General features: G+C 47.1%; 20 protein-coding genes. 4 read left to right on the top strand and 16 right to left on the bottom strand.

Translation table 11 applies throughout. The annotated features are described in order from the left end of the window. Positions 1-162: 162 nt before the first annotated feature. The 3 genes from L5M28_RS04415 to L5M28_RS04405 are packed head-to-tail and all read right to left on the bottom strand — an operon-like array spanning position 163 to position 3,912. A complete protein-coding gene (locus L5M28_RS04415; protein ID WP_263175860.1) occupies positions 163-1,302 on the bottom strand; it encodes a sulfotransferase family protein in 1,140 nt (379 codons plus the stop codon). After that, positions 1,302-3,347, bottom strand: a complete 2,046-nt coding sequence (locus L5M28_RS04410; protein WP_263202615.1) for a phytanoyl-CoA dioxygenase family protein — start codon at positions 3,345-3,347, stop codon at positions 1,302-1,304. The genes L5M28_RS04415 and L5M28_RS04410 overlap by 1 nt, the downstream gene beginning before the upstream one ends. After that, positions 3,325-3,912: an aspartyl/asparaginyl beta-hydroxylase domain-containing protein gene (locus L5M28_RS04405; RefSeq protein WP_263202613.1), complete on the bottom strand. Its 588-nt coding sequence runs from the start codon at positions 3,910-3,912 to the stop codon at positions 3,325-3,327. The genes L5M28_RS04410 and L5M28_RS04405 overlap by 23 nt, the downstream gene beginning before the upstream one ends. A 160-nt stretch (positions 3,913-4,072) precedes the next feature. Between L5M28_RS04405 and yrfG the strand changes: the two genes are divergently transcribed. Next, a complete protein-coding gene (gene yrfG / locus L5M28_RS04400; RefSeq protein WP_105251004.1) occupies positions 4,073-4,735 on the top strand; it encodes a GMP/IMP nucleotidase in 663 nt (220 codons plus the stop codon). 141 nt (positions 4,736-4,876) lie between these two features. Here yrfG and L5M28_RS04395 read toward each other — a convergent pair whose 3' ends face one another. The 13 genes from L5M28_RS04395 to gspC all read right to left on the bottom strand — a co-directional run bounded on the left by L5M28_RS04395 (position 4,877) and on the right by gspC (position 16,641). Then, complete coding sequence (locus tag L5M28_RS04395) at positions 4,877-5,638, bottom strand: type II secretion system protein N (protein ID WP_263202612.1); 762 nt, start codon at positions 5,636-5,638, stop codon at positions 4,877-4,879. 14 nt (positions 5,639-5,652) lie between these two features. Continuing rightward, entirely contained in the window at positions 5,653-6,129 is a 477-nt protein-coding gene (locus L5M28_RS04390; RefSeq protein WP_105251002.1) for a type II secretion system protein M, read from the bottom strand. A gap of 1 nt (position 6,130) precedes the next feature. Then, positions 6,131-7,318, bottom strand: coding sequence for a type II secretion system protein GspL (gene gspL, locus L5M28_RS04385; protein ID WP_263202610.1), 1,188 nt, complete (start codon positions 7,316-7,318; stop codon positions 6,131-6,133). A gap of 51 nt (positions 7,319-7,369) precedes the next feature. Continuing rightward, the gene (locus tag L5M28_RS04380) at positions 7,370-7,549 is read right to left on the bottom strand and encodes a hypothetical protein (RefSeq protein WP_263202609.1); all 180 of its coding nucleotides are present in this window, start codon (positions 7,547-7,549) and stop codon (positions 7,370-7,372) included. 45 nt (positions 7,550-7,594) lie between these two features. Beyond that, complete coding sequence (gene gspK / locus L5M28_RS04375; RefSeq protein WP_105251000.1) at positions 7,595-8,593, bottom strand: type II secretion system minor pseudopilin GspK; 999 nt, start codon at positions 8,591-8,593, stop codon at positions 7,595-7,597. Further along, positions 8,590-9,366: a type II secretion system minor pseudopilin GspJ gene (gspJ, locus tag L5M28_RS04370; protein WP_131525235.1), complete on the bottom strand. Its 777-nt coding sequence runs from the start codon at positions 9,364-9,366 to the stop codon at positions 8,590-8,592. The genes gspK and gspJ overlap by 4 nt, the downstream gene beginning before the upstream one ends. After that, positions 9,347-9,715, bottom strand: a complete 369-nt coding sequence (gene gspI / locus L5M28_RS04365) for a type II secretion system minor pseudopilin GspI (RefSeq protein ID WP_105250998.1) — start codon at positions 9,713-9,715, stop codon at positions 9,347-9,349. The genes gspJ and gspI overlap by 20 nt, the downstream gene beginning before the upstream one ends. Then, entirely contained in the window at positions 9,702-10,277 is a 576-nt protein-coding gene (gspH, locus tag L5M28_RS04360) for a type II secretion system minor pseudopilin GspH (protein WP_168827004.1), read from the bottom strand. The genes gspI and gspH overlap by 14 nt, the downstream gene beginning before the upstream one ends. Before the next feature lies 1 nt (position 10,278). Beyond that, on the bottom strand, positions 10,279-10,713 hold the full coding sequence (gene gspG, locus L5M28_RS04355) for a type II secretion system major pseudopilin GspG (RefSeq protein WP_105250996.1): 435 nt from the start codon (positions 10,711-10,713) through the stop codon (positions 10,279-10,281). Positions 10,714-10,775: 62 nt separating this feature from the next. After that, a complete protein-coding gene (gspF, locus tag L5M28_RS04350; protein WP_105250995.1) occupies positions 10,776-11,999 on the bottom strand; it encodes a type II secretion system inner membrane protein GspF in 1,224 nt (407 codons plus the stop codon). A 3-nt stretch (positions 12,000-12,002) separates the two neighbouring features. Next, entirely contained in the window at positions 12,003-13,568 is a 1,566-nt protein-coding gene (gspE, locus tag L5M28_RS04345) for a type II secretion system ATPase GspE (RefSeq protein WP_105250994.1), read from the bottom strand. Beyond that, positions 13,561-15,687, bottom strand: a complete 2,127-nt coding sequence (gspD, locus tag L5M28_RS04340) for a type II secretion system secretin GspD (protein WP_263202608.1) — start codon at positions 15,685-15,687, stop codon at positions 13,561-13,563. The genes gspE and gspD overlap by 8 nt, the downstream gene beginning before the upstream one ends. Positions 15,688-15,711: 24 nt before the next feature. Continuing rightward, a complete protein-coding gene (gspC, locus tag L5M28_RS04335) occupies positions 15,712-16,641 on the bottom strand; it encodes a type II secretion system protein GspC (protein ID WP_131525237.1) in 930 nt (309 codons plus the stop codon). A gap of 253 nt (positions 16,642-16,894) precedes the next feature. On the opposite strand from gspC, the gene hslR reads away from it, so the two are divergent. The 3 genes from hslR (at position 16,895) to L5M28_RS04320 (ending at position 19,907) form a co-directional block, all read left to right on the top strand. Further along, on the top strand, positions 16,895-17,293 hold the full coding sequence (gene hslR, locus L5M28_RS04330) for a ribosome-associated heat shock protein Hsp15 (protein ID WP_011848177.1): 399 nt from the start codon (positions 16,895-16,897) through the stop codon (positions 17,291-17,293). Between the two features lie 14 nt (positions 17,294-17,307). Continuing rightward, entirely contained in the window at positions 17,308-18,168 is an 861-nt protein-coding gene (gene hslO / locus L5M28_RS04325) for an Hsp33 family molecular chaperone HslO (RefSeq protein WP_105250990.1), read from the top strand. A 197-nt stretch (positions 18,169-18,365) separates the two neighbouring features. Further along, the gene (locus L5M28_RS04320; protein WP_173497001.1) at positions 18,366-19,907 is read left to right on the top strand and encodes a phosphoenolpyruvate carboxykinase; all 1,542 of its coding nucleotides are present in this window, start codon (positions 18,366-18,368) and stop codon (positions 19,905-19,907) included. Positions 19,908-20,067: the final 160 nt, after the last annotated feature.

Genomic DNA, 20,067 nt, shown 5'->3' with positions numbered 1-20,067 from the left:
GTGACTCAGGGAAATGCGTTCGCAGAATAAAAAAGGCTAACGACTTGGAAGTACATGGTTGCATTTTCCATCCCTAGAATAAAAACGTTAACTTGCTGATATTTTTTAATATAGATAGTTGGCTAAAGCTAGTTCACATCACACAAAAATACAAGATTTATGTTAACCTTTAGTTTCAAAAAGGTGAAGATTAGACCAGTTACAATAACGGTGGATCTGTTCTTTTTGCTTAGCCGAAAAAAAACTTTGTTTAGATTGTGAATCTGCTACAAAGGGCTGCGTGGCTGTTTTAGAGTGTATTAACTGACATTGTTCGACTTGGCTGCACTCTTCTTTAGAGAGAGCCAACGAAAACCAGTTTGCGATTTTATTCGCTATCGCGGGTAACAACTCCTGATAATCCACGACCATCACTTGGTTACGCTGACTCATCTCTAACCCATAACCCAATAACAAGCGCAATACCTTACATTGATAATCCAGTATCGACTCCCCCTCCTCTGGTACTGATAATTCACGGAATAAAGGTCGAGACGGTTGTCGCACCATATGATATCCAGCAGACTTTTGCTGTGAGGCTAAGATCTCGACGGGGTCCCTAAGTAGCAATAACACGGGAACTTGAGGATAAAGTGATAGGATCAATGGCCAAAACTGCAAATCCCACGCATTCCATTTAATCAACAAATGCTGTTCAGGATGAAACAACTGACCTTGGGTATTAATGCAAAATATTAAAGCTGCGCGTCTTTCAGTGTCTGATAGGTTCCTATCCAATAGCACTTGAGTCAGCAAAGGCGATTCAGATAACGCCCTGCATTTAGATAACCCCGCAAAACTGCGCGACACTAAGGTAGATCCACAGCGAGAGAGGTGAAATATAAATCCGGCAGGCTGCACTTGTTCTACTAGCCCAGAAAGATTTGGCGCAGGTAACAGAGCAGTTTGGGGTTTGATCAAGGCGGACAATAACTGACCCCGCACGGCAGAAATATGCTCCGAGTAGAAAGGATGAATCGGTTTTTCTGCGGCGGACATCCACTCTAATACTCTGCGTTTAGGGTCATAGTCTGCTGGCGCCCAAAACTGGCAGAAGAGTGAATAATCCGGCTCTATCCTTTGTCGATTACCAGTATGCAAGATGGCCAGTAACGTATCATCGCCACAGTCTGGTAAGTACCAAAAAAGCCGCAAATATTGGCAAAAGTTGGTGAGAGTCATAACCTTGCCAAGCTCCCTCAGGGCGGCTGGATTATGAACTAACAACCAATAGCGTTGCTGTTGTTCTTTAAAATCAACCATTAGGAAGCCATAGGGTAAAAGTTAATGTATTGCACCATACGCGGTAACGTCCCACGATTAGGACTGGCGCCGTGGGGCAAGGCATGGTGCCAAATGATTAAATCGCCTGCTTTAGCCGCTATAGGTTTTACTTGCCAGCGATGCCAATCCTGTTGCTGAAGCTCAATATCAGGCTTGCTCTGTTCGAGAAGCCACTCCTCTATCTTGAGATGAAATCCGGGGACACAACAGAATGCGCCTTGTTCCTCGCCAGTGTCGGTTAAATAAATTAACCCTTGCGTCGCAAACTTAACGGGGAGCTGTAGCGGCATATCCCAGTGCATATCAGGACCGGGGAAATGCCAAGTTGGCGTTTCAGGTGGATTAAAGCTGACTCTATCGGTTGTCATTACTAAATCAGTTCGCTGCCACAATTGTTCAAACACTTGACGGATTTTGGGGACTTGTCGATTCGCATCTAGTTGCGGATGGCGAAACAGTTGCAGCATTATTTTCTGCATAAACTCATGAGGTTGATACCAAGTGGTGGGATCTTGTTCATTGGCTCCTAACTGCTGCCAAATAAAATCTCGAGTTGCGGCGCATTGCTCTGCCGTGAGTACTTGCGGGATCACTAAGTAGCCTTCACTTTGCCAAAAATTGAGTTGTGACTCGCTGAGGACTGCCGCTGGATTTGAGTCTTCAACCTCCGCTGAATTGAAGTCTTCGACTTCTGGTACTGTGACCGATGGTGTTAATCCATGGAAAATAGCGCCTAATTGCTGATTAATCCCAGCAATATCCGCGGCTGTCAGCTTGGCGATTTGCTGAATGTAAGCGACAAAAGCTGACTGATGATCGTTTTGATATAAAGCTCTTAAACCCGGCTCTAGCCCTATTCCACAAAGATCCAGCAAGGTTTTATCTAAGTGCCATTCATTAGCCAGTTCAGTGAATGGCACTCCCCGTTTGCGTAGCTGTATCTTTTGCCAAAGCCGCTGCAAATGATAAATGCCTAAGCAGCTCAGATCGTCACTCGACACAAGCACAGGTTTTTGCTCTATAACATCAAACACAAAATCGGGATGAGTACCCTGCTCATATCGAAAAGCAAGGCATGAGAGTGGCTTAAGCCAATGCTCGCGTCGATATCGAGGTAACGTGAGTTGAGATTGGTTTTCGCTCAACTTCGATTCACCATAAACTTGAATGCTGGTAGTAAACTTAAGCGTTACTGCACTCGGGCTGAAATCGGGTAATAGTAATGTACCAGCCAAGAAACTGCGGTCTCCACTGGCAAGCAAGCGTGCTGTTTGTAGGTTGAGCGCGAATAACGGCCCTAAATAATGCGTCTCCACAAAATCCTGCACAGTACGACACTCAAGCCAAGCGTCTAACTCAATATTTTGCGGGATGAGCACACCATCATCGGCAAGATACGCCTGTAAATGGGTAAAAATTTGCACTTGCGGCTCCTGTTGCAACAAGTGCTTCATGGTTTCGGAAAGAATCACATCAAACTTTACGACTGTATTTGGCTGCCAAAGCGTGGCATCCGCACAGACACTCTCCACCATACGATCAGCTAAATCAAAGTGTTCAATAAGCTTGGTAACTTTATCTAACGAGGCTTGATGAATGTCGAGCAAGGTCACTTGAATTTGACTCGCAGAAAATAACGGCAGCAGAGGTAATAATAACCAAGCAAAAGGCCCAGTCCCCGCATATAAGATGTTCACAATCTGCCCGGGATGAGCCTTTAGACGATCTTGTATTGCTTGATAAATACCTTGTATAAAGACTCGGCCCCGCTCGGGATCTTCGGCACACTGCGCCGCGGTAGTGAGTGACACCGCCTTACCAAAAGGCGTATGGCTCGCCTCAGTATCCAAAAAAGACTCGGGGTGTAACTCCACTGCCGCTATTTGGCACAACTGCTTCAGCATGGGATCAATGAGCCGTTTAGACTCCCCTGCTGAGGTTGACAGCAGTAGCGCATTAGCAAACTGAGTTAATACAGCTATATCCAAACTATGCCCTAATTCAAGCGCTGATCTTTGCAGCATCGATTAACTCCCTTAACCAAGTATTGACCTCGCAATCAATCACTAAATTGATCCGCGCATCCTGCCCTTTATTTTCAACCCAATGGACTTGGTCGGCATTGATATACCAGAGCTCTCCGGCCTGCATGGGTACACGTTTATCGTCCACGTAAAAGTTGAGTTGCTCATTCGTTTGCAGTGGCAAATGTAATCTTGCCTCGCCTTGTTCTAGGCAGAGTCCTTGATCTCTATGGGGTTTGATTTCTGCCCCCGCATGTAAGCGCATCAAACGCACGGATTTCACTGGGCAGGCTAAAGATTGCAGAAAATGGCATAACGCAGGGCTCGATTCGAGTTGAGGCAAATCTTGCCAGTGCTGACCAGTAGAAATTGAGAAGGCTTGCAAGATAGGATGAGCACCGCGATACTCTGCAGCACAGCGTAAGACGAGAACATCCCAACCCCCCATATAATCACGCTGATTTACATGGGGTAACCAGTCTTGTTGCAGCAAAGCATTCAACTCTTGCTGTAAACTAAGGGAGTTTGAAACTTGAGCTAATAGGGCAAAAGAACAGATATCCATATCCAACCGCTTAATTTTCAGACTAAAAATAATTAATCATCCAAGACTAGCACAAAGATTTGAGCATACAAGTGACTCGAATCATCGTCATCACTGAGTATTACGCAGTGCAACAATCAATGCTAAGCGTGATTCAGTTTTGCAAAAATAGGAAATACCCATGTTTAACTGGAAGACTATCGATACGGTTCTGCTCGATATGGATGGCACCCTATTGGATTTGCACTTCGACAATCATTTTTGGCTGAATTTAGTACCGCAGGAATTGAGTCGACAGCAAGGTGTGAGCCACAACGAAGCGCAGCAATTAGTTGTGAACGCCTATGAGAAAGTCGTAGGCACGCTCGATTGGTACTGTCTCGATTATTGGCAGGAGCAACTGCAGCTCGACATTATGGGCTTGCACCGCACTTTAGTGGATCGCATTCAACTGCGCCAAGACAGCATGCCATTTTTAGCGGCCTTGGCCTCTGCAGGTAAACGGCGCATCTTAGTGACCAATGCGCATCCCAAGAGTCTTGCCCTAAAGCTTGAACATACCGAGCTGGCAGCAGGGCTCGATGACATGATTTCTAGCCACGAGACAGGTTACCCTAAGGAACACCCACAATTTTGGCTGACCTTGTTTAAGCAATTCAACCTTGAACCAAGTCGCTGTCTCTTTATCGACGATAGCGAACCCATACTCAAGGCCGCAAAACTTGCCGGTGTGGGTCATCAATTAGGAATTGCTAACCCTGACAGTAAAAAACCAATCAAAGTCTTTCACGATTTCCCCGCGATTACCGACTATCACTCACTACTGACTGATCTAACGCGATAAAAGGCTATAAAAAAGGCACCTTAGGTGCCTTCGTTTCTATTCATAGCGTGTTTTAGGATCGAACGTTTAATCGCAACTCTCGCATTACGGCCTTCACATCTGAGCACTCACATTAAGTTTAAGTGCTCATCTAAAACAGCGCTATAACCCAGGGATCCGCCCCTGATATACCACAGGGAAATAACCATCCGCACCACGCTTACCTAAAATATTCAGCGACTCACGCATATCTTCCGGTTGCTCTGCCGTTTCTTTAATCTTAGCCTCAACCTTCACCATATTGCCTTCATCTAACTGTAAGGTACCAACAATACCAAGCTGGTTCTTGGTTTCATCTGTGGCCAATTGCGCTTTGCCTTCGACACAACTCAGTCCGAGTTCAATATTACCTAGAGGATAGTTACCAAACTGATTCTTAACATTGGTTTGATTCAAAAACAGCTTACCAGACAACTGTTCACACCAAGGCTTACCTTGCTCTAGCGTCTCGACCAACAAACTGACTTCACCGGTGATTTCGGTTTTAAAAGGCAGTTTTGCATTGCCGAGTAAAAAACTATCCGGCGCTTCGAAACGTAAACCCTGCGCACTTAAGCCTCCCATAGACCAAGAAATTAATCCCTTAGCACTGACAGGTGTTGCGCGGCTGCCCACTTGAAAATCCACTTTCACTTTACCTAAAAATAGCGCCCAAGGACTCAGACCCCAACGCACTTGCTCTACCTGACGCTGCGGCATACTTAAGGTTTCTATGCTGCCAGACCAAATACTGCCACTTACACCCGAAACACTGATATTCGCGGGCAATGGGGCTAACGCTATCGCAATCTTAGCGGGGAATAGAACGACTAAAAACATTAAATAAATCAGTACGCCTATGATGACTTTTTTTATCAAACTCACAGCTACACCTTAATTTATTGCGCTAATTGGATACGTCTCACTTTGACATAGCCAGGTACATCAGCCTCAGCCAAATCAACACTTTCGAGCGAAAGTCCTTTCTTCTGTACTAACTCACTCAAATAACCTAACAAGGCATCAAAAGGAACATCGTCCATCCACACTTGGATCTTATCGCCTTGGGGCTGCATGCGAGTAATCACTAACCCATAATTGCCCGCAGTTTGGTTAACCACAGAGCTTAAACTGCCCGACGTAGTCGGCTTAGCACCATTCTGCTTAAGACTCGCTATTTTATTTGCCGTTTGTTTTACATAGTTCAACGTCTGTTGCTGTGCATTGAGGTTACGTAATGCATCGGCTTCAGCATTGGCAATCGGCGTCCAAACACCCCAATAAAAAATACCTATAACTAAAAATACCGAGCAAAAGCCTACTAACTGCTGCTCGCGCGATGCGAGCCCTTGCCACCAAGTCCGCAAATTATCCATCTTATTTGCTCCTCAAGGTTAAGGTACTGGTGACTTGCTCTTCACCGCTATTCATAGTGCCGCCATCGAGTTGAAAACGACGACCGACAATCTCTTTAAACTTCTCGATCTGCGCGTAATTTTTCGCACTCACTTGCATGCGGATCTCGTTACGAGCACTTTCGAATCTTAAGCTATTAGGTTTAAGTTCAGGCACTTGCTTAAAGGCATCCTGTAAACCATCGAGCATGGCAAAAAACTCGGCACCACTACCCTGTCCCTGCAATGCACGTAACTGACTTTCCATCTGCGAACGTAGGTTAACAATGCGCGAATTTCCCGGGATCACTTGCTGATAAATGGATTCACTCTGGGCTTTAAGATCGGCAACCTGACCATTGACTTGATGTATAGTCAGCCCTTTATTCACTAAGGCCAGCACGCACGCGATGGCAATAACGATGGCCGCACTTTTCCACATCATCAACTGTTTGCTGTATTCACGCTTCGGCGTGTAAACGCCGCTCAGTAAGTTCACTGGCGCATGCAAAATACCGCGGGCCAACACTAACATAGGTAGCTCAAGTGACTGCGGCTTAAGCTCGACACCCTCGAGTTGCATCTCGGTATAACTGGCGACAGAGACTTCGCCCTGTATAGGCTTAAGTTGTTCTAATGCAATTGGCAACCAAGGCAGAGGTAAGCTCTGGCCCGAAGCTAATCCGGTACGCAGCAATAGCTCATTGCCAAAATTCATTGCCGCCCATTGGCATTCTTGCAATGGCAAGGCTAAACAATCAGGCACAATGCGCTTCACTTTTAAACCCGCTTCGGTCAAACAACTCAGCCAAGTCTGCATTTGCTCATGGGCCACTGCGACCACACTTAAGGCATCACCATCACGTGGACCAACAGTAAAATGCATGGCATCGACATCATCGGCTAAGGCTTCTTCGAGCATAAAAGGCAAGGCTTTCAAGGCTTGGCGTTGGCCTTTTTCGGGCAAATGCACACTAGTGAGCGTCATTGCCGCGGCGGGCACTAACACATCAACGGGACGATTACCCGCACGCTCGGTTAAGGTCGACAAACCTTGGGCATTGGCGAGCTCGCCAGAGGCGATAATTTCCTGTTCTTGCTCCGACCAAACGAGCCAAGAGCACGCTTGCTCTGCTGTTCTGCCTAAGCGAATAAATAGCCGTTCACTCACAGTTTTTCTCCACCAGTCCCAGTCAAGAAAGCGTGACTGAGCTCGTTGCTATTATTTTTGTCCACCAGATTCTGCCGGGTGAGCACTGCCATTATTTTTGCCCACCAACATCAAACCCTGCCGGGTGAGCACTTCCATTATTTTTTGGCCACCAACATCAAACCCTGACGGGTGAGCACTGCCATTATTTTTGCCCACCAAAATCAAACCCTGCCGGGTGAGCACTTCCATTATTTTTGGCCACCAACATCAAACACTGACGGGTGAGCACTGCCATTATTTTTGGCCACCAAACTGACGAGTGAGCACTTCCATTTTATTGCCGCCGCTCTTTTTGAGCACACTTTCCATTCTAAATACGGCGTTATCAACCTTCGCCCCCGAGGCCAATAAAAAATATTGGCTATCGATGACAAAGCTCGACTTCATGGCACCTTCCCACTTGATCGATCCCATGGATGAGCTTTCATAAAAATCATCTATCTTGGCAAAGCCATCGCCGGGGCGTTGGTTGATGATACTTTCTGCTTCGCCTACCGAAATCTGATTTTCGAGCATGCCAGCTAACAGTGCAGCTTGCTCGACTTCCAAGGTATTCACATTCAGTAATTGCCTGTCATTGCCAGGGATAACGCATACATAGGGCAAGAGTTTCAAATAGATATCTTGGGTGTATCCCATCACTGCCCGTAATTCACTGCGATGATTCATCAGCGTATTGGCCGCACGGTAAGGCACATTTCGCGCTTCGTATTCCGCATCTTCGGCACCATAAGGGCTAGCAGTAGTGTCTTCGTCGATATAATCTTTTAAGGTCTGGGTCAGACGGTCCGCACTAAAGTCGTCCATCCCTAAACTCACCAACAAGGCCTTATATTGCTTCGCCGCCAACGGCAGCTTAGGTTGACTGTTTTCCACCTCTTTCGTGGTCACAGACAAGGCATTTAAGTTAAAACAGGCGCGCATATCAGTGATCTTGCCAGCAATTTCACCGTATTCCGCCGGAAAGACTACATCGGCCATGGCCCAATATTGTTGCCTGTGGACTCGACCTTCCGAGTCGTCTAAATCTTGTTTTAAAATTTTCTTCGCCAGTTCTTCGGCAGAAATCGCGTACCAATAGGCTTGATCGTACTGGGCCAAGTTCAACGTTCGACGCATGGATAACTGATTACGACCTGTGATATTTGTCGCGATGATCACCACCATGGCCACAATCAAGAGCACAACTATCAGTGCGACACCACGCTGTTTAGACCGAGATTGGGTTCTCATTCGCGGCCCTCATCTTCAGGGTCGCCATCACCTGGATCACCAGAACCGTCACCTGGATCGTTCCCCGAGCCATCATCGACTCCATCTTTGTCTTTATCTTTGTTCGTATCGTCAGGATTTTCGTCTTTATTATCGTCATCCTTAGACTTTTCTGGTGCAACAGCACCCAGCGGCAACAAGAACTTACGTTGGATCTTGCCTAAACCTTCAATCTCAATCTCCATGGCGATCGCTTTAGGCAACTTAGTCGCCTCGACTTTACGCTCCCACTTGTCTTCCATAAAGAAGGAATATTCCACCGACAGCACTTTGTCGATAATCACTGTCTTAATCGGCTCGGCGCCAAATTCAGGCTCAGGATAAGGAAAATACCAACGTTCCAGCCGCCCTTCATGCACCACATACGCCACCGACTGTAAGCTGCCTCGCGGTAATAAACCGTCGGGATTTAACCAGCCTAAACGGTAAAACACTAAGGCTTCTGATTCCGAATCTAAGATATCATTGCCCGTTTGGAAGACGGTCGAACCTCGACCACCTTCGAGTAATCTTGGCGTGCGCGCCACCATTTGCGCGAGATCACGCTCAATCGCACCAAAACCTTGTTGTAGAGCTTTAAGCCGAGTTGAAAACGCGCGCGTCACTTCATCGTTAGTCAGCACTGTGCTGAGTACCGCATTAGAAGCCAAACCTATCATGGCGAAAATCGCGATGGCGATCAGCATTTCCAACAGGGTGAATCCCCGCTGCGCACTAGTTAGTTTTAAGGACATAACTGCTCACTTGTGCGGCAATACGCTGATATCGTTCGTCTTCACTCACACTAATGCGGATCATACGAAAATTATCGTCCGTCGTTTTCACCACTTCTTTACGCCAATACCAATCCTTTCCTGCGAGCTCAACTTGACCTTCTTTTTTACCGATTTCAGGAAACTGTGGATCAAGTCTGGCATCGACCATCTGATTATCAGCCACCCACTGTGCCAAAGTGCGCGATTCCAGAATCGGCATGTTTGCCATCTGCTCGCCCAAACTTTTAGTGATAGACACGGCCGCAATCGAAAATACGGCAAGGGCCACAATCACTTCGAGTAGGGTCATGCCCTTAACGCGTTTCATCGGGGCGCCCTATGGTTAATCTGCCCAGCGCATCACCGACCACTAACGTTTCGGCCTGCTGGCCTTTGTTAGTTTTAGCGATAAACGTCAGCTCAAAAGCGCTCATTTCACCGCTCGGGAATAGCATGACCTGTGGCTCAGGGTGTTTCTTCTTATCATCGGCAGAGGGTTCAATCAGCGGTTCTTCAAACCAAGAATCGTCTTTCTCATCCTCTTGTACCAAAGGTAAACCATCGAGCACTAAGTTCAGCTCAACCCCTTGCTCCATTTGCTTTTCAGATAAGAGTCTGTCTTTATCCAAAGGCTCCCACTTACCTTCTTTATAAAAAACAAACTGATAACTAGTTTTCTCAATCACAATACCAATAAACTGGCCACTTAAAACAGTTTCATCAAGCACCATTTCAGTGGCCGCAATAAACTGCCGCGCCGTTCTATCTAAGGCCTGTTGCGGCCCAGAATTGCCGATAGACATAGTCACGGCCGCAGCCGTGAGCCCCATCAACAAAATCACTAGCATCACCTCCATTAAGGTGAAACCAGCGTGACGCAGCTTTAGCATCTTATTGGAAATTCTGTAAATTCCAGTTACCGATGTCATCTTCGGTACCTGGTTGACCATCGGGGCCTGCACTGAAAATATCTAACTTGCCGTTTTCGCCAGGGCTTAACAACAGGTAGTTATTGCGCCATGGATCTTCTGGCAAACGTTTTACATAACCATCTTCACGGTAGTTACGTGGCTCAGGCGAAATCGTAGGCTTTTGCACTAATGCTTCTAAGCCTTGTTCGGTCGATGGATAAACACCGTTATCTAACTTATACATGTCTAAGGCATTTTCGAGTGCAACTATGTCAGACACGGCTTTTTGTTGGTCAGCCTTGTCTTTGTTACCCATCAAGTTAGGCACCACCATAGAGGCTAAAATCCCTAAAATCACGATAACAACCATCACTTCGAGTAAGGTAAAACCTTGATGTTTCTTGTTCATTTGCATCGACTACTTCTCCTAAAAAATCCTATGCCAATCGACTTGGTCATAATCCATAAATTCAAAAATTAACCGCTAATCAAGTTATTCAAGGCTAAAATTGGCTGCAAAATTGCCATCACGATAAAGAGCACAACACACGCCATACTGACCACCAGCATAGGCTCGAATACACCCAATGCTATGTTGACGTTACCTTCGAATTCCCTGTCTTGGTTATCGGCGGCCCGCTCTAACATCTGCTCAAGTTGACCACTCTTCTCGCCCGACGCAATCATGTATAACATCATAGCCGGAAACAACTTAGTATTAGTCAACGCTGCACCTAAGCTAGTTCCTTCCCGCACGCGTGCGGTCGCATCGTCAACTGCGGCCCGCACTCGCATATTCTGCAACACTTCACTCGCGATACGCATACCATCGAGCAAAGGCACTGAACTAGCGGATAAGATACTTAACGTCCGCGCAAAACGCGCCGTATTTAATCCCTTACTCACGCGGCCAACAACCGGCATGCTCAATAAAAAATTATCGTACTTCATCCTAAACGCAGGTGACTTTAACATGCGCCGAAAGAGTGCGAACAGCAGCACTAAGGCGATGACCACAAACACACCATAGTTTTGAACAAAGTCAGAGGCCGAGATCAAAAATCGGGTCGAGGCGGGAAGCTCAGCGCCCATGTGCTCAAACTGTCCGACCACTTTAGGCACAACCGCAGCTAGCAGGATTGAAATCACCCCTATCGCCACTGTGGTCAAAACCGCGGGATAAATCATGGCTTGGGTCAGCTTAGATTTAAGCTGTTGGCGTCGCTCGGTATAATCCGCCAGACGATTAAGCACCACTTCTAAGTGACCGGACTTTTCACCCGAGGCCACCATGGCACGGTATAAATCATCGAAAATATGCGGAAATTCAGCCAAGGAATCGGCCAGACTATAACCTTCCACCACCCGAGAACGTACCGCCATGATCATGCTCGCGAGACGATCTTTCTCACACTGCTGACCAACGGCTTTAAGGGATTCTTCAATCGGTAAACCCGCGGCCACTAAGGTCGCAATTTGGCGGGTGATCAAAGCTAATTCAGCAACTGAAATGCCACGTTTGAAAAACGAAAAACTGCTGCTCTTAGCTTTGGCTTCTTTTTCAGTAACAGGCAGTATTTCCAAGGGCATCATGCGCTGATCGCGCAGTTGGCTGCGGGCGTGTCTGGCGGTATCCGCCTCAATCACGCCCTTAAGCTGCTTTCCCTTGGCATCCAGTGCCTTATATTCAAATGCTGGCATAAATTACTCCTCGCGAGTCACACGTAGCACTTCTTCGAGAGTGGTGATGCCCGCGAGCACTTTGCTCATGCCATCGTGACGAATGCTCGGTACAAACTGACGAATATACTTTTCGATGGCTAACTCACCGCGGCCGCCATGGATCAATTCACGCACATTATCGTCAACCAGTAATAGCTCATGAATACCGGTTCGACCACGGTAGCCATTGTTACCACAGGATTTACAGCCATTGGCACGGAAAATACGTCTGTCGTCATCGGCGGCTATGCCCAGCAACTCACGCTCACGCGCATCGGGCACATGCTCGATTTTACATTTAGGACAAAGGGTTCGGATCAAACGTTGCGCCAACACGCCGAGCAAACTTGAAGACACGAGGAATGGCTCTACGCCCATGTCTTGCAAACGTGTAATCGCGCCAGAGGCTGTGTTGGTATGTAGGGTTGAAATTACCATGTGACCAGTGAGTGACGCTTGCACCGCAATTTGCGCGGTTTCGAGGTCGCGGATCTCGCCTATCATCACGACATCGGGGTCTTGACGCAAAATAGCGCGCAGACCACGAGCGAAGGTCATATCGGCCTTAGTGTTTACTTGGGTCTGACCAATACCGTCTAACTCGTATTCGATAGGGTCTTCTACTGTGAGTATGTTGGTGTCTTTGGAGTTGATCTCCGTCAAACCCGCATACAAAGTGGTACTTTTACCCGAGCCCGTTGGGCCAGTCACCAAAATGATCCCGTGAGGACGACGAATAAGATCTTCAAACTTAACCCGAATACTGTCTGTCATCCCCAATTGTTCTAAATCGAGGTTGCCAGTATTTTTATCCAGCAGACGCAGTACAACACGTTCACCGTGGCTCGATGGCATGGTCGATACCCGCACATCTACCGCACGACCTGCGATACGCAGCGAAATACGGCCATCCTGCGGCACACGTTTTTCGGCGATATCGAGGCGAGCCATAACCTTAATCCGCGAGACTAACAGCGACGACAGTTTACGGTTTGGCTTGAGGACTTCCTTAAGTACACCATCGATACGGAAACGCACCACAAGCTGTTTCTCGTAGGTTTCGATATGGATATCTGACGCTTCTTCTTTAATCGCTTCAGATAACAAAGCATTAATCAGTTTGATGATAGGCGCATCATCATCACCTTCGAGCAAGTCTTCGGTCTGCGGCAGCTCTTCGGCAAGGGTGAATAAATCCATCTCGTTGCCTATGTCTTCCATCAACTGCTGCGCTTCAGACGAGTTCGCCTGATATGCTTGAGTGAGTTTGGCCTCAAACTTTGCCACTTCGAGCTTAACCAAAGGCAAATCAACACCCGAATAACGCCGCGCTTCGAGCATAGCCGTTAACGGTGTTTTACTCGTATAGAACAAGCTTAACTCGCCCGTTTCACCCAGCGCGAGCACCACATCGTGGCGGTGTGCAAAGGCAAAAGGTAAACGCTCTTTACTGCTCGAACGAAATACCTCATCACCTTCAGCTTCAAGGCCTAGCTCATTGGAGACTTGGCTGAGGTCATCGACTTGGGATAGTTGAATTTCACTCATTGGTTTTATCTTTGTTTTTGTTTTCATCGAGCGTTTTGAGCGTTGGATCCGTTTTACGCATCTGGGTATCTAAGCCTTTACCTTCTTTATAACGCTCTAAAATCTCGTTAACTTCAGGTGGTAAATACTCAGACTGATTCCATTCATCTAGTACAGGCACTTTAGTATCAGGCATTAAGTTAACGCCACGCTCTTGCTGTTCAAGCTGTAATGCTCTGAAATAATTATATTTACGTCCAGCAATCCCTTCCATCGTGATGCCATCACGTATAATCGTTGGCTTGATGAAGATCATGAGGTTTTTCTTCGTTTTTTTGCTCGAGGAAGATTTAAACAAATGTCCTAGAATAGGGATATCACCCAAGAACGGTACTTTTTGTATACTTTCTTGTACTTCTTCGTTGATCAAACCACCGAGTACCACAATTTGACCAGAATCCGCCATAACGGTAGTGGTTAAGCGACGAGTCGCGAAGGAAATATCCACGCCTGTATTACCGTTAACCCCAGAAACTTCCTGTTCAATCGTCAGCTTAACAGAGCTGCCTTCGTTGATCTGCGGCACCACTTTCAGTTTAACCCCAACCTCTTTACGCTCAACGGTTTGGAATGGGTTGCTGTTGCTCGAGCTGGCGGTAGAACCTGTCAGAATAGGCACTTCGTCACCCACAATAAACGAGGCCTCTTGGTTATCTAAGGTCGTAATAGAAGGCGTTGCCAGTACGTTTGAGTTAGTGTCACTCGACACTGCTTGAATTAAGGCACCAAAGTCGCCCATGGCCACGCCCCAAGCCATACCGTTCACTTTGCCTAAGGCTTGAGCAAGTAAGGTAACATCACCACGCTTGTCTGGGTTTTTAGTCTCAATTTTCTGACCCGTATTTGGGTCTGTGGTAATGACAGTATTTCCTTTTTCCCCCTGTGCCTGCCATACACCAGCGCCAATCTCACCTATGGTTGGGCCTAAGTTATTAAACTGAGTACCACCACCCGCTTTCGCAGCCCATTGCACCCCGAAGCCAACGTTATCGCCTTCGGCGACTTCCACAATAATGGCTTCTACGAGTACCTGAGCACGGCGGATATCGAGTTGATTAATCACGCTCTCGATAGTACGCATCTGATCGGGTTCAGCACTGATCACTAAGGCGTTGGTTTCAGTATGCGCCATGATATTAATTTCATTACGGCGTTTACCACCACCCGCAGCCTGAGCGCTCGGATCTTTCTCGCCTTCCAACTTTTGGGCAAAACCGGTCAGCACTTCAACTAAATCTTCTGCTTTGGCATAACGTAGATAACGGACTTTTGTGTTACCTGTGCTGGCTTGTTCGGCATCGAGACGATGGATAAGCTCGACCACACGTTGGCGGCTCTTCTCATCACCGCTCACGACTACGGCATTGATACGTTCGTCAGCAACCACTTTTGGCGCTTGGCCAGGCAATTGAGATTGGTTAGCGGTAGCACGATAAAGGGTATCGATAATTCGTACCATTTCACCCGCAGAAGCAAATTCTAACGGCACCACTTGCACCGAGGTATCGCCTTGCTTATCCACTCGACGGATAATTTCGACTAACTTGTTCACGACAGCAGCACGGCCAGACAACATCAAGACATTGGAGGGGTCGTAGTTCACTACGTTGCCGCCACCCGCATTATCATTAAGTTGACGCAATAACGGCGCTAATTGCTTAGCCTCAGTGTTATACAAGGCCACGATACGCGTCACCATTTCATCACCAAGGCCGGGGTCGTTATCGTTAGCGACTCGAATTGCAGCGGTTTTGGCATCTTTGTCTTTAATGACTTTAATAACGTTATTTTCCATCTCGACGATGGCATAACCGTAAACTTGTAAGACGTTGAGGAAAAACTGGTAATACTGATCGTCGTTAAGCAGATCATAACTGCGAACGTTGATTTTGCCGCGAATTGTCGGGTCAACTATGATCGTCTTATTCAGGTTTTTACCAACGATATTGATAAACTCTTGAATATCCGTGCCTTTAAAGTTGGCCGCATACTGTTCAGACCAAGCGAATTGGGAGGAGAACATGGCTGCACCCGCAACAACCCCAGCAATCAGCTTGCGTCGAATCCTTTTGTTATTCATTCTTTTTCTTTCCTCTAACGCGTGTTATTGCGGCAAACTAAACATGATTTCAACCAATTGTCCTTCCCGCTCAACCATAATAGAAACTTCGGTTAACTCGGGTAATTGGCTCATCATTTCTAACGCTTGACTCATTACGGTCAAGTCGTATCCATTAATCGATTTGGCTAAATCGTTAGCTTTAAAACCCGCCTGCTTAAACAAATTGGCGTCTTTCCCTGGATTCAAGCGATATCCCGCCACAGCGTCACCCTGTCTGACAGGTGAAATGGCAATATAATCGGTGATCTTACTAGGGTCGGCTAACAATTCGGTGCGGGATTCGGCGAGTTCTTGGGAGATTTCGGCATTTTTACGTTGATCGACACGGCTCACTGCCGAGCCAGTCTTATTCGTCTTAGCTTGTTGTAACTGTTGATTGGCTGGGCTTTGGCTAGTGTAAACTAAACCATCGAGCATTAATGTCTCGTAACGGCCAGCGTTAGTGATGATAATACGGTCGGCATAGACTTCTTTCAGTGATGCCGAAGTGCCCTTAATTTTATCGCCTAAGCTGTAGGTCTCTTGGCTGCCGTTTGACTCAATGATCGCTAAGCCTTTCTGATCCGCTGTCGATGCAACAACGCCAGTGAGCTGAATAGAGAGTGTGGTCTTAGGCGCGTCAGTCACAGTCTCAACAACCTCAGTTTTTGGCTTTTCAGATTTAGCATCTGCCTTACCAAAGAGACCAAGCTGCTGTAAACCCGCAAGATCAACCTGCCCAGCACCTTTACCCGTCAGGTTAACGGGCGTTGGTGACCAAGCACTGGGTGATGAGCTAGTAGGCACTAATTTCCATGTAATTTGCGCGGCTAACAACATGATCACAATAAAACCCAACCAGAAGACTATCCGGCTTAAGGGCTTATGGGGCATGCCAATGGCTTTTGCGATAACTTTATCTAATAAATCCATATTTTATGTGGACCCTCGATACAGGTCTCTGTTCTGATTATAATAATTAGGCGATTACCGTCTCATGCTAACCTAGGCAGCATTTGGCAACAAGCCCATAACAGCATTCAAATTGGCGAAAATAGGCCAATTATGCTAACTTTGCCCGCCATAAAAGGGTGTGAAGCACGCCACCCTTTAACATAATAGAAATGCTCTTCACGCATTTTCTTGCTCGGCATGTGAACTCATCGATCTTTTAGCTGGAGACACTATGACTCAAGGTCAAAGCGATAAAACAGACATTCGACTCGATAAGTGGCTTTGGGCTGCACGTTTTTATAAAACCCGTGCCATCGCCAAAGAAATGATTAACGGCGGCAAAGTACATTACAACGGCCAGCGTGCCAAATCTAGTAGGAATGCCGAGATAGGCGCCGTCCTTAAGATACGCCAAGGATATGACGATAAAGAGATCGTCATAAAAAAATTATCGCAATTACGCCAAAGTGGTGCGATTGCACAAGAATTGTACGAAGAAACCGCGACAAGTCTGGCTAAACGGGCCATTAATGCTGAGCAACGACGCCTCCACATGCTCAATAACCCGATACCCGATCAGAAACCAGATAAAAAGCAACGACGCCAGCTCATGCGCTTTAAAGACCTTTAACAGTGAGATACACGATGAACCAAGATACTTTACACCGCTACTTGTTCGATAATGCCGATGTGCGCGGTGAACTGGTGCAGTTACAAGACAGCTATCAACAAGTGATCAGCGCCCAAGAATACCCAGCCGTACTGCAAGTGCTACTGGGTGAATTAATGGCAGCAACCTCACTATTAACCGCTACATTGAAATTTAGCGGTGATATCAGCGTACAGTTACAAGGCAACGGCCCTGTTTCTTTAGCAGTGATCAACGGTAACAATTTACAAGAGTTACGCGGTGTGGCTCGCTGGAATGCTGAACTCGCCGATGATGCTAGCCTCACAGAACTCTTCGGCCAAGGCTATATGGTCATCACCTTAACACCCGACGAAGGTGAACGCTACCAAGGTGTCGTTGCACTAGACAAGCCAACGCTTGCGGCCTGTGTTGAAGAATACTTCAATCAATCTGAGCAGTTACCTACGGGAATTTGGTTATTTGCCGACGGCAAACAAGCGGCGGGCATGTTCCTACAAATTCTGCCAAGCCAGCAAGATCACAACGCCGACTTCGAACACTTGAGCCAACTGACGTCGACCATCAAGGCCGAAGAGCTATTTACTCTTGATGCAGAAAGCGTGTTACATCGTCTCTATCATCAGGAAGAAGTACGCTTATTTGATCCTATCGATGTGAGCTTTAAATGCACTTGTTCCCATGAACGCAGTGCCGGCGCGATCAAGACCTTAGATCAAGCAGAAATCGAAGCCATACTCGCCGAAGATGGCAAGATAGAAATGGGTTGCGAATATTGCCACGCTAAATACACCTTTGATGCCATAGACGTAGCAACCTTATTTGCTAACGGTCAGACATCAACAACCCAGCAGTAAAACGACTCCCGCTAAAAAATGGGCGCCCTATTTGGTGCCCATTTTTTATTCATACCTATAATCCCCTCACACATTGCACTCGGCTTAGGCTACAATCGCCTCACTTTGTCACCTAGCACGACTCAGGCGATAAATAAAATTAAATCGGCAGACGATCGATATTAAAATAACCTTACAAATCAAATGGAGACCTCACTATGGCGGATGGATTAAACCGCGTTCACTTTAACCCCTCAACAGCACAACTTGTCGAATTTGCCCTGCTACGCGGCGAAGGTGAATTGACAGCCAATGGCGCATTAGTTGCTAAAACAGGCGCTCGCAGCGGTCGCTCACCTGGCGATCGTTTCATTGTAAGAGAACCCAGTTCAGAAGCTGATATCGAATGGGGCCCAGTCAATCAGGCTTTCGATCCAGGTGCTTTTGAAGGTTTATGGGCACGGGTTGAAGCTTACCTAGCCGATAAAGAACTGTTTGTATCTGATCTCGAAGTCGGTGCCGACACTGAACATTACCAACCAGTACGAGTCACCACGCAATACGCTTGGCACCAACTGTTCGCCCGCAATCTATTTATCATTCCTGAAGAATTTAATCGTAAAGACAAACCAGTGTGGCAGATCATCAATGCCCCTGACTTTGTTTGCGTACCAGAACGTGATGGCACTAACTCAGATGCGACCGTGATTTTAAACTTCGCCGAACGTAAAGTGCTGCTCGCTGGCCTTAAATACGCCGGCGAAATGAAAAAGTCTATGTTCTCAGTGCAGAACTTCCTACTGCCAGCCCAAGGCGTGCTACCTATGCACTGTTCGGCCAACGTAGGTAAAGATGGCGACACTACGCTGTTTTTCGGTTTATCTGGCACAGGTAAAACCACACTTTCTGCCGATCCAAAACGCTTCCTGATTGGTGACGATGAACACGGCTGGGCACCTGGCGGCGTATTCAATATTGAAGGCGGTTGCTACGCCAAATGTATCGATTTAAGCCAGAAGAATGAGCCCGTGATTTGGGATGCGATTCGTTTCGGCACTGTACTTGAAAACGTCGTTATGGACGAACACCGCGTACCTAACTACAAAGACAGCAGCCTAACGGAAAATACTCGCGCAGCCTATCCGCTGGAGCACATCGCCCAACGTAAAGAAGACAACTGCGGCGCTGAGCCACATGCGGTTGTATTCTTAACCTGCGACGTATCTGGCGTATTACCACCGGTTTCTATCCTGACCAAAGAACAAGCGGCATACCACTTTTTATCTGGCTATACCGCCAAAGTGGGCTCGACTGAAATCGGCTCAACCTCGGCGATTCAATCCACCTTCTCAACGTGCTTCGGCGCACCTTTCTTCCCTCGCCCTGCTGGCGTGTACGCAGAACTGTTGATGAAGCGCATTGAGTCATTCGGTAGCCAAGTGTACTTAGTCAACACAGGCTGGACTGGCGGTCCACACGGTGTAGGTAAACGTTTTGACATCCCAACCACCCGCGCCATCGTCGATGCGATTGTCAGCGGTGAATTGAAAGATGTGGAAACTGTCCACTTAGACACCTTGAACCTCGCCGTTCCTGTGGCAGTCACAGGCGTAGACAGCAATTTACTCAACCCAATCAACACTTGGGGCGATAAAGCGCTATATGCCGAATACGCCCAGAAGCTGGCCGAAGCTTTCACTAAAAACTTCGCTAAGTATCAAGTGTCAGACGCTATCCGTAACGCTGGCCCAAAGGCATAAGCGCGTAGCGGCTCTGTTCGGTACGATTATTGAGTCAAAAATATCGTTTCATAAAAAAGCGCGGGTTCAGTCATGAACCCGCGCTTTTTATTTGCGGCTAAATTGATTTAGTGATGATTAAATCCACCCGCACTAAAGTCACTGCGATAGATTTTTATGT

The sequence above is a fragment of the Shewanella sp. SW32 genome (assembly GCF_025653365.1).
Taxonomy (GTDB): Bacteria; Pseudomonadota; Gammaproteobacteria; order Enterobacterales; family Shewanellaceae; genus Shewanella; species Shewanella oncorhynchi.
The sequence above is the reverse complement of the archived record's forward strand: the minus strand, read 5'-3'. Positions and strand labels throughout refer to the sequence as shown.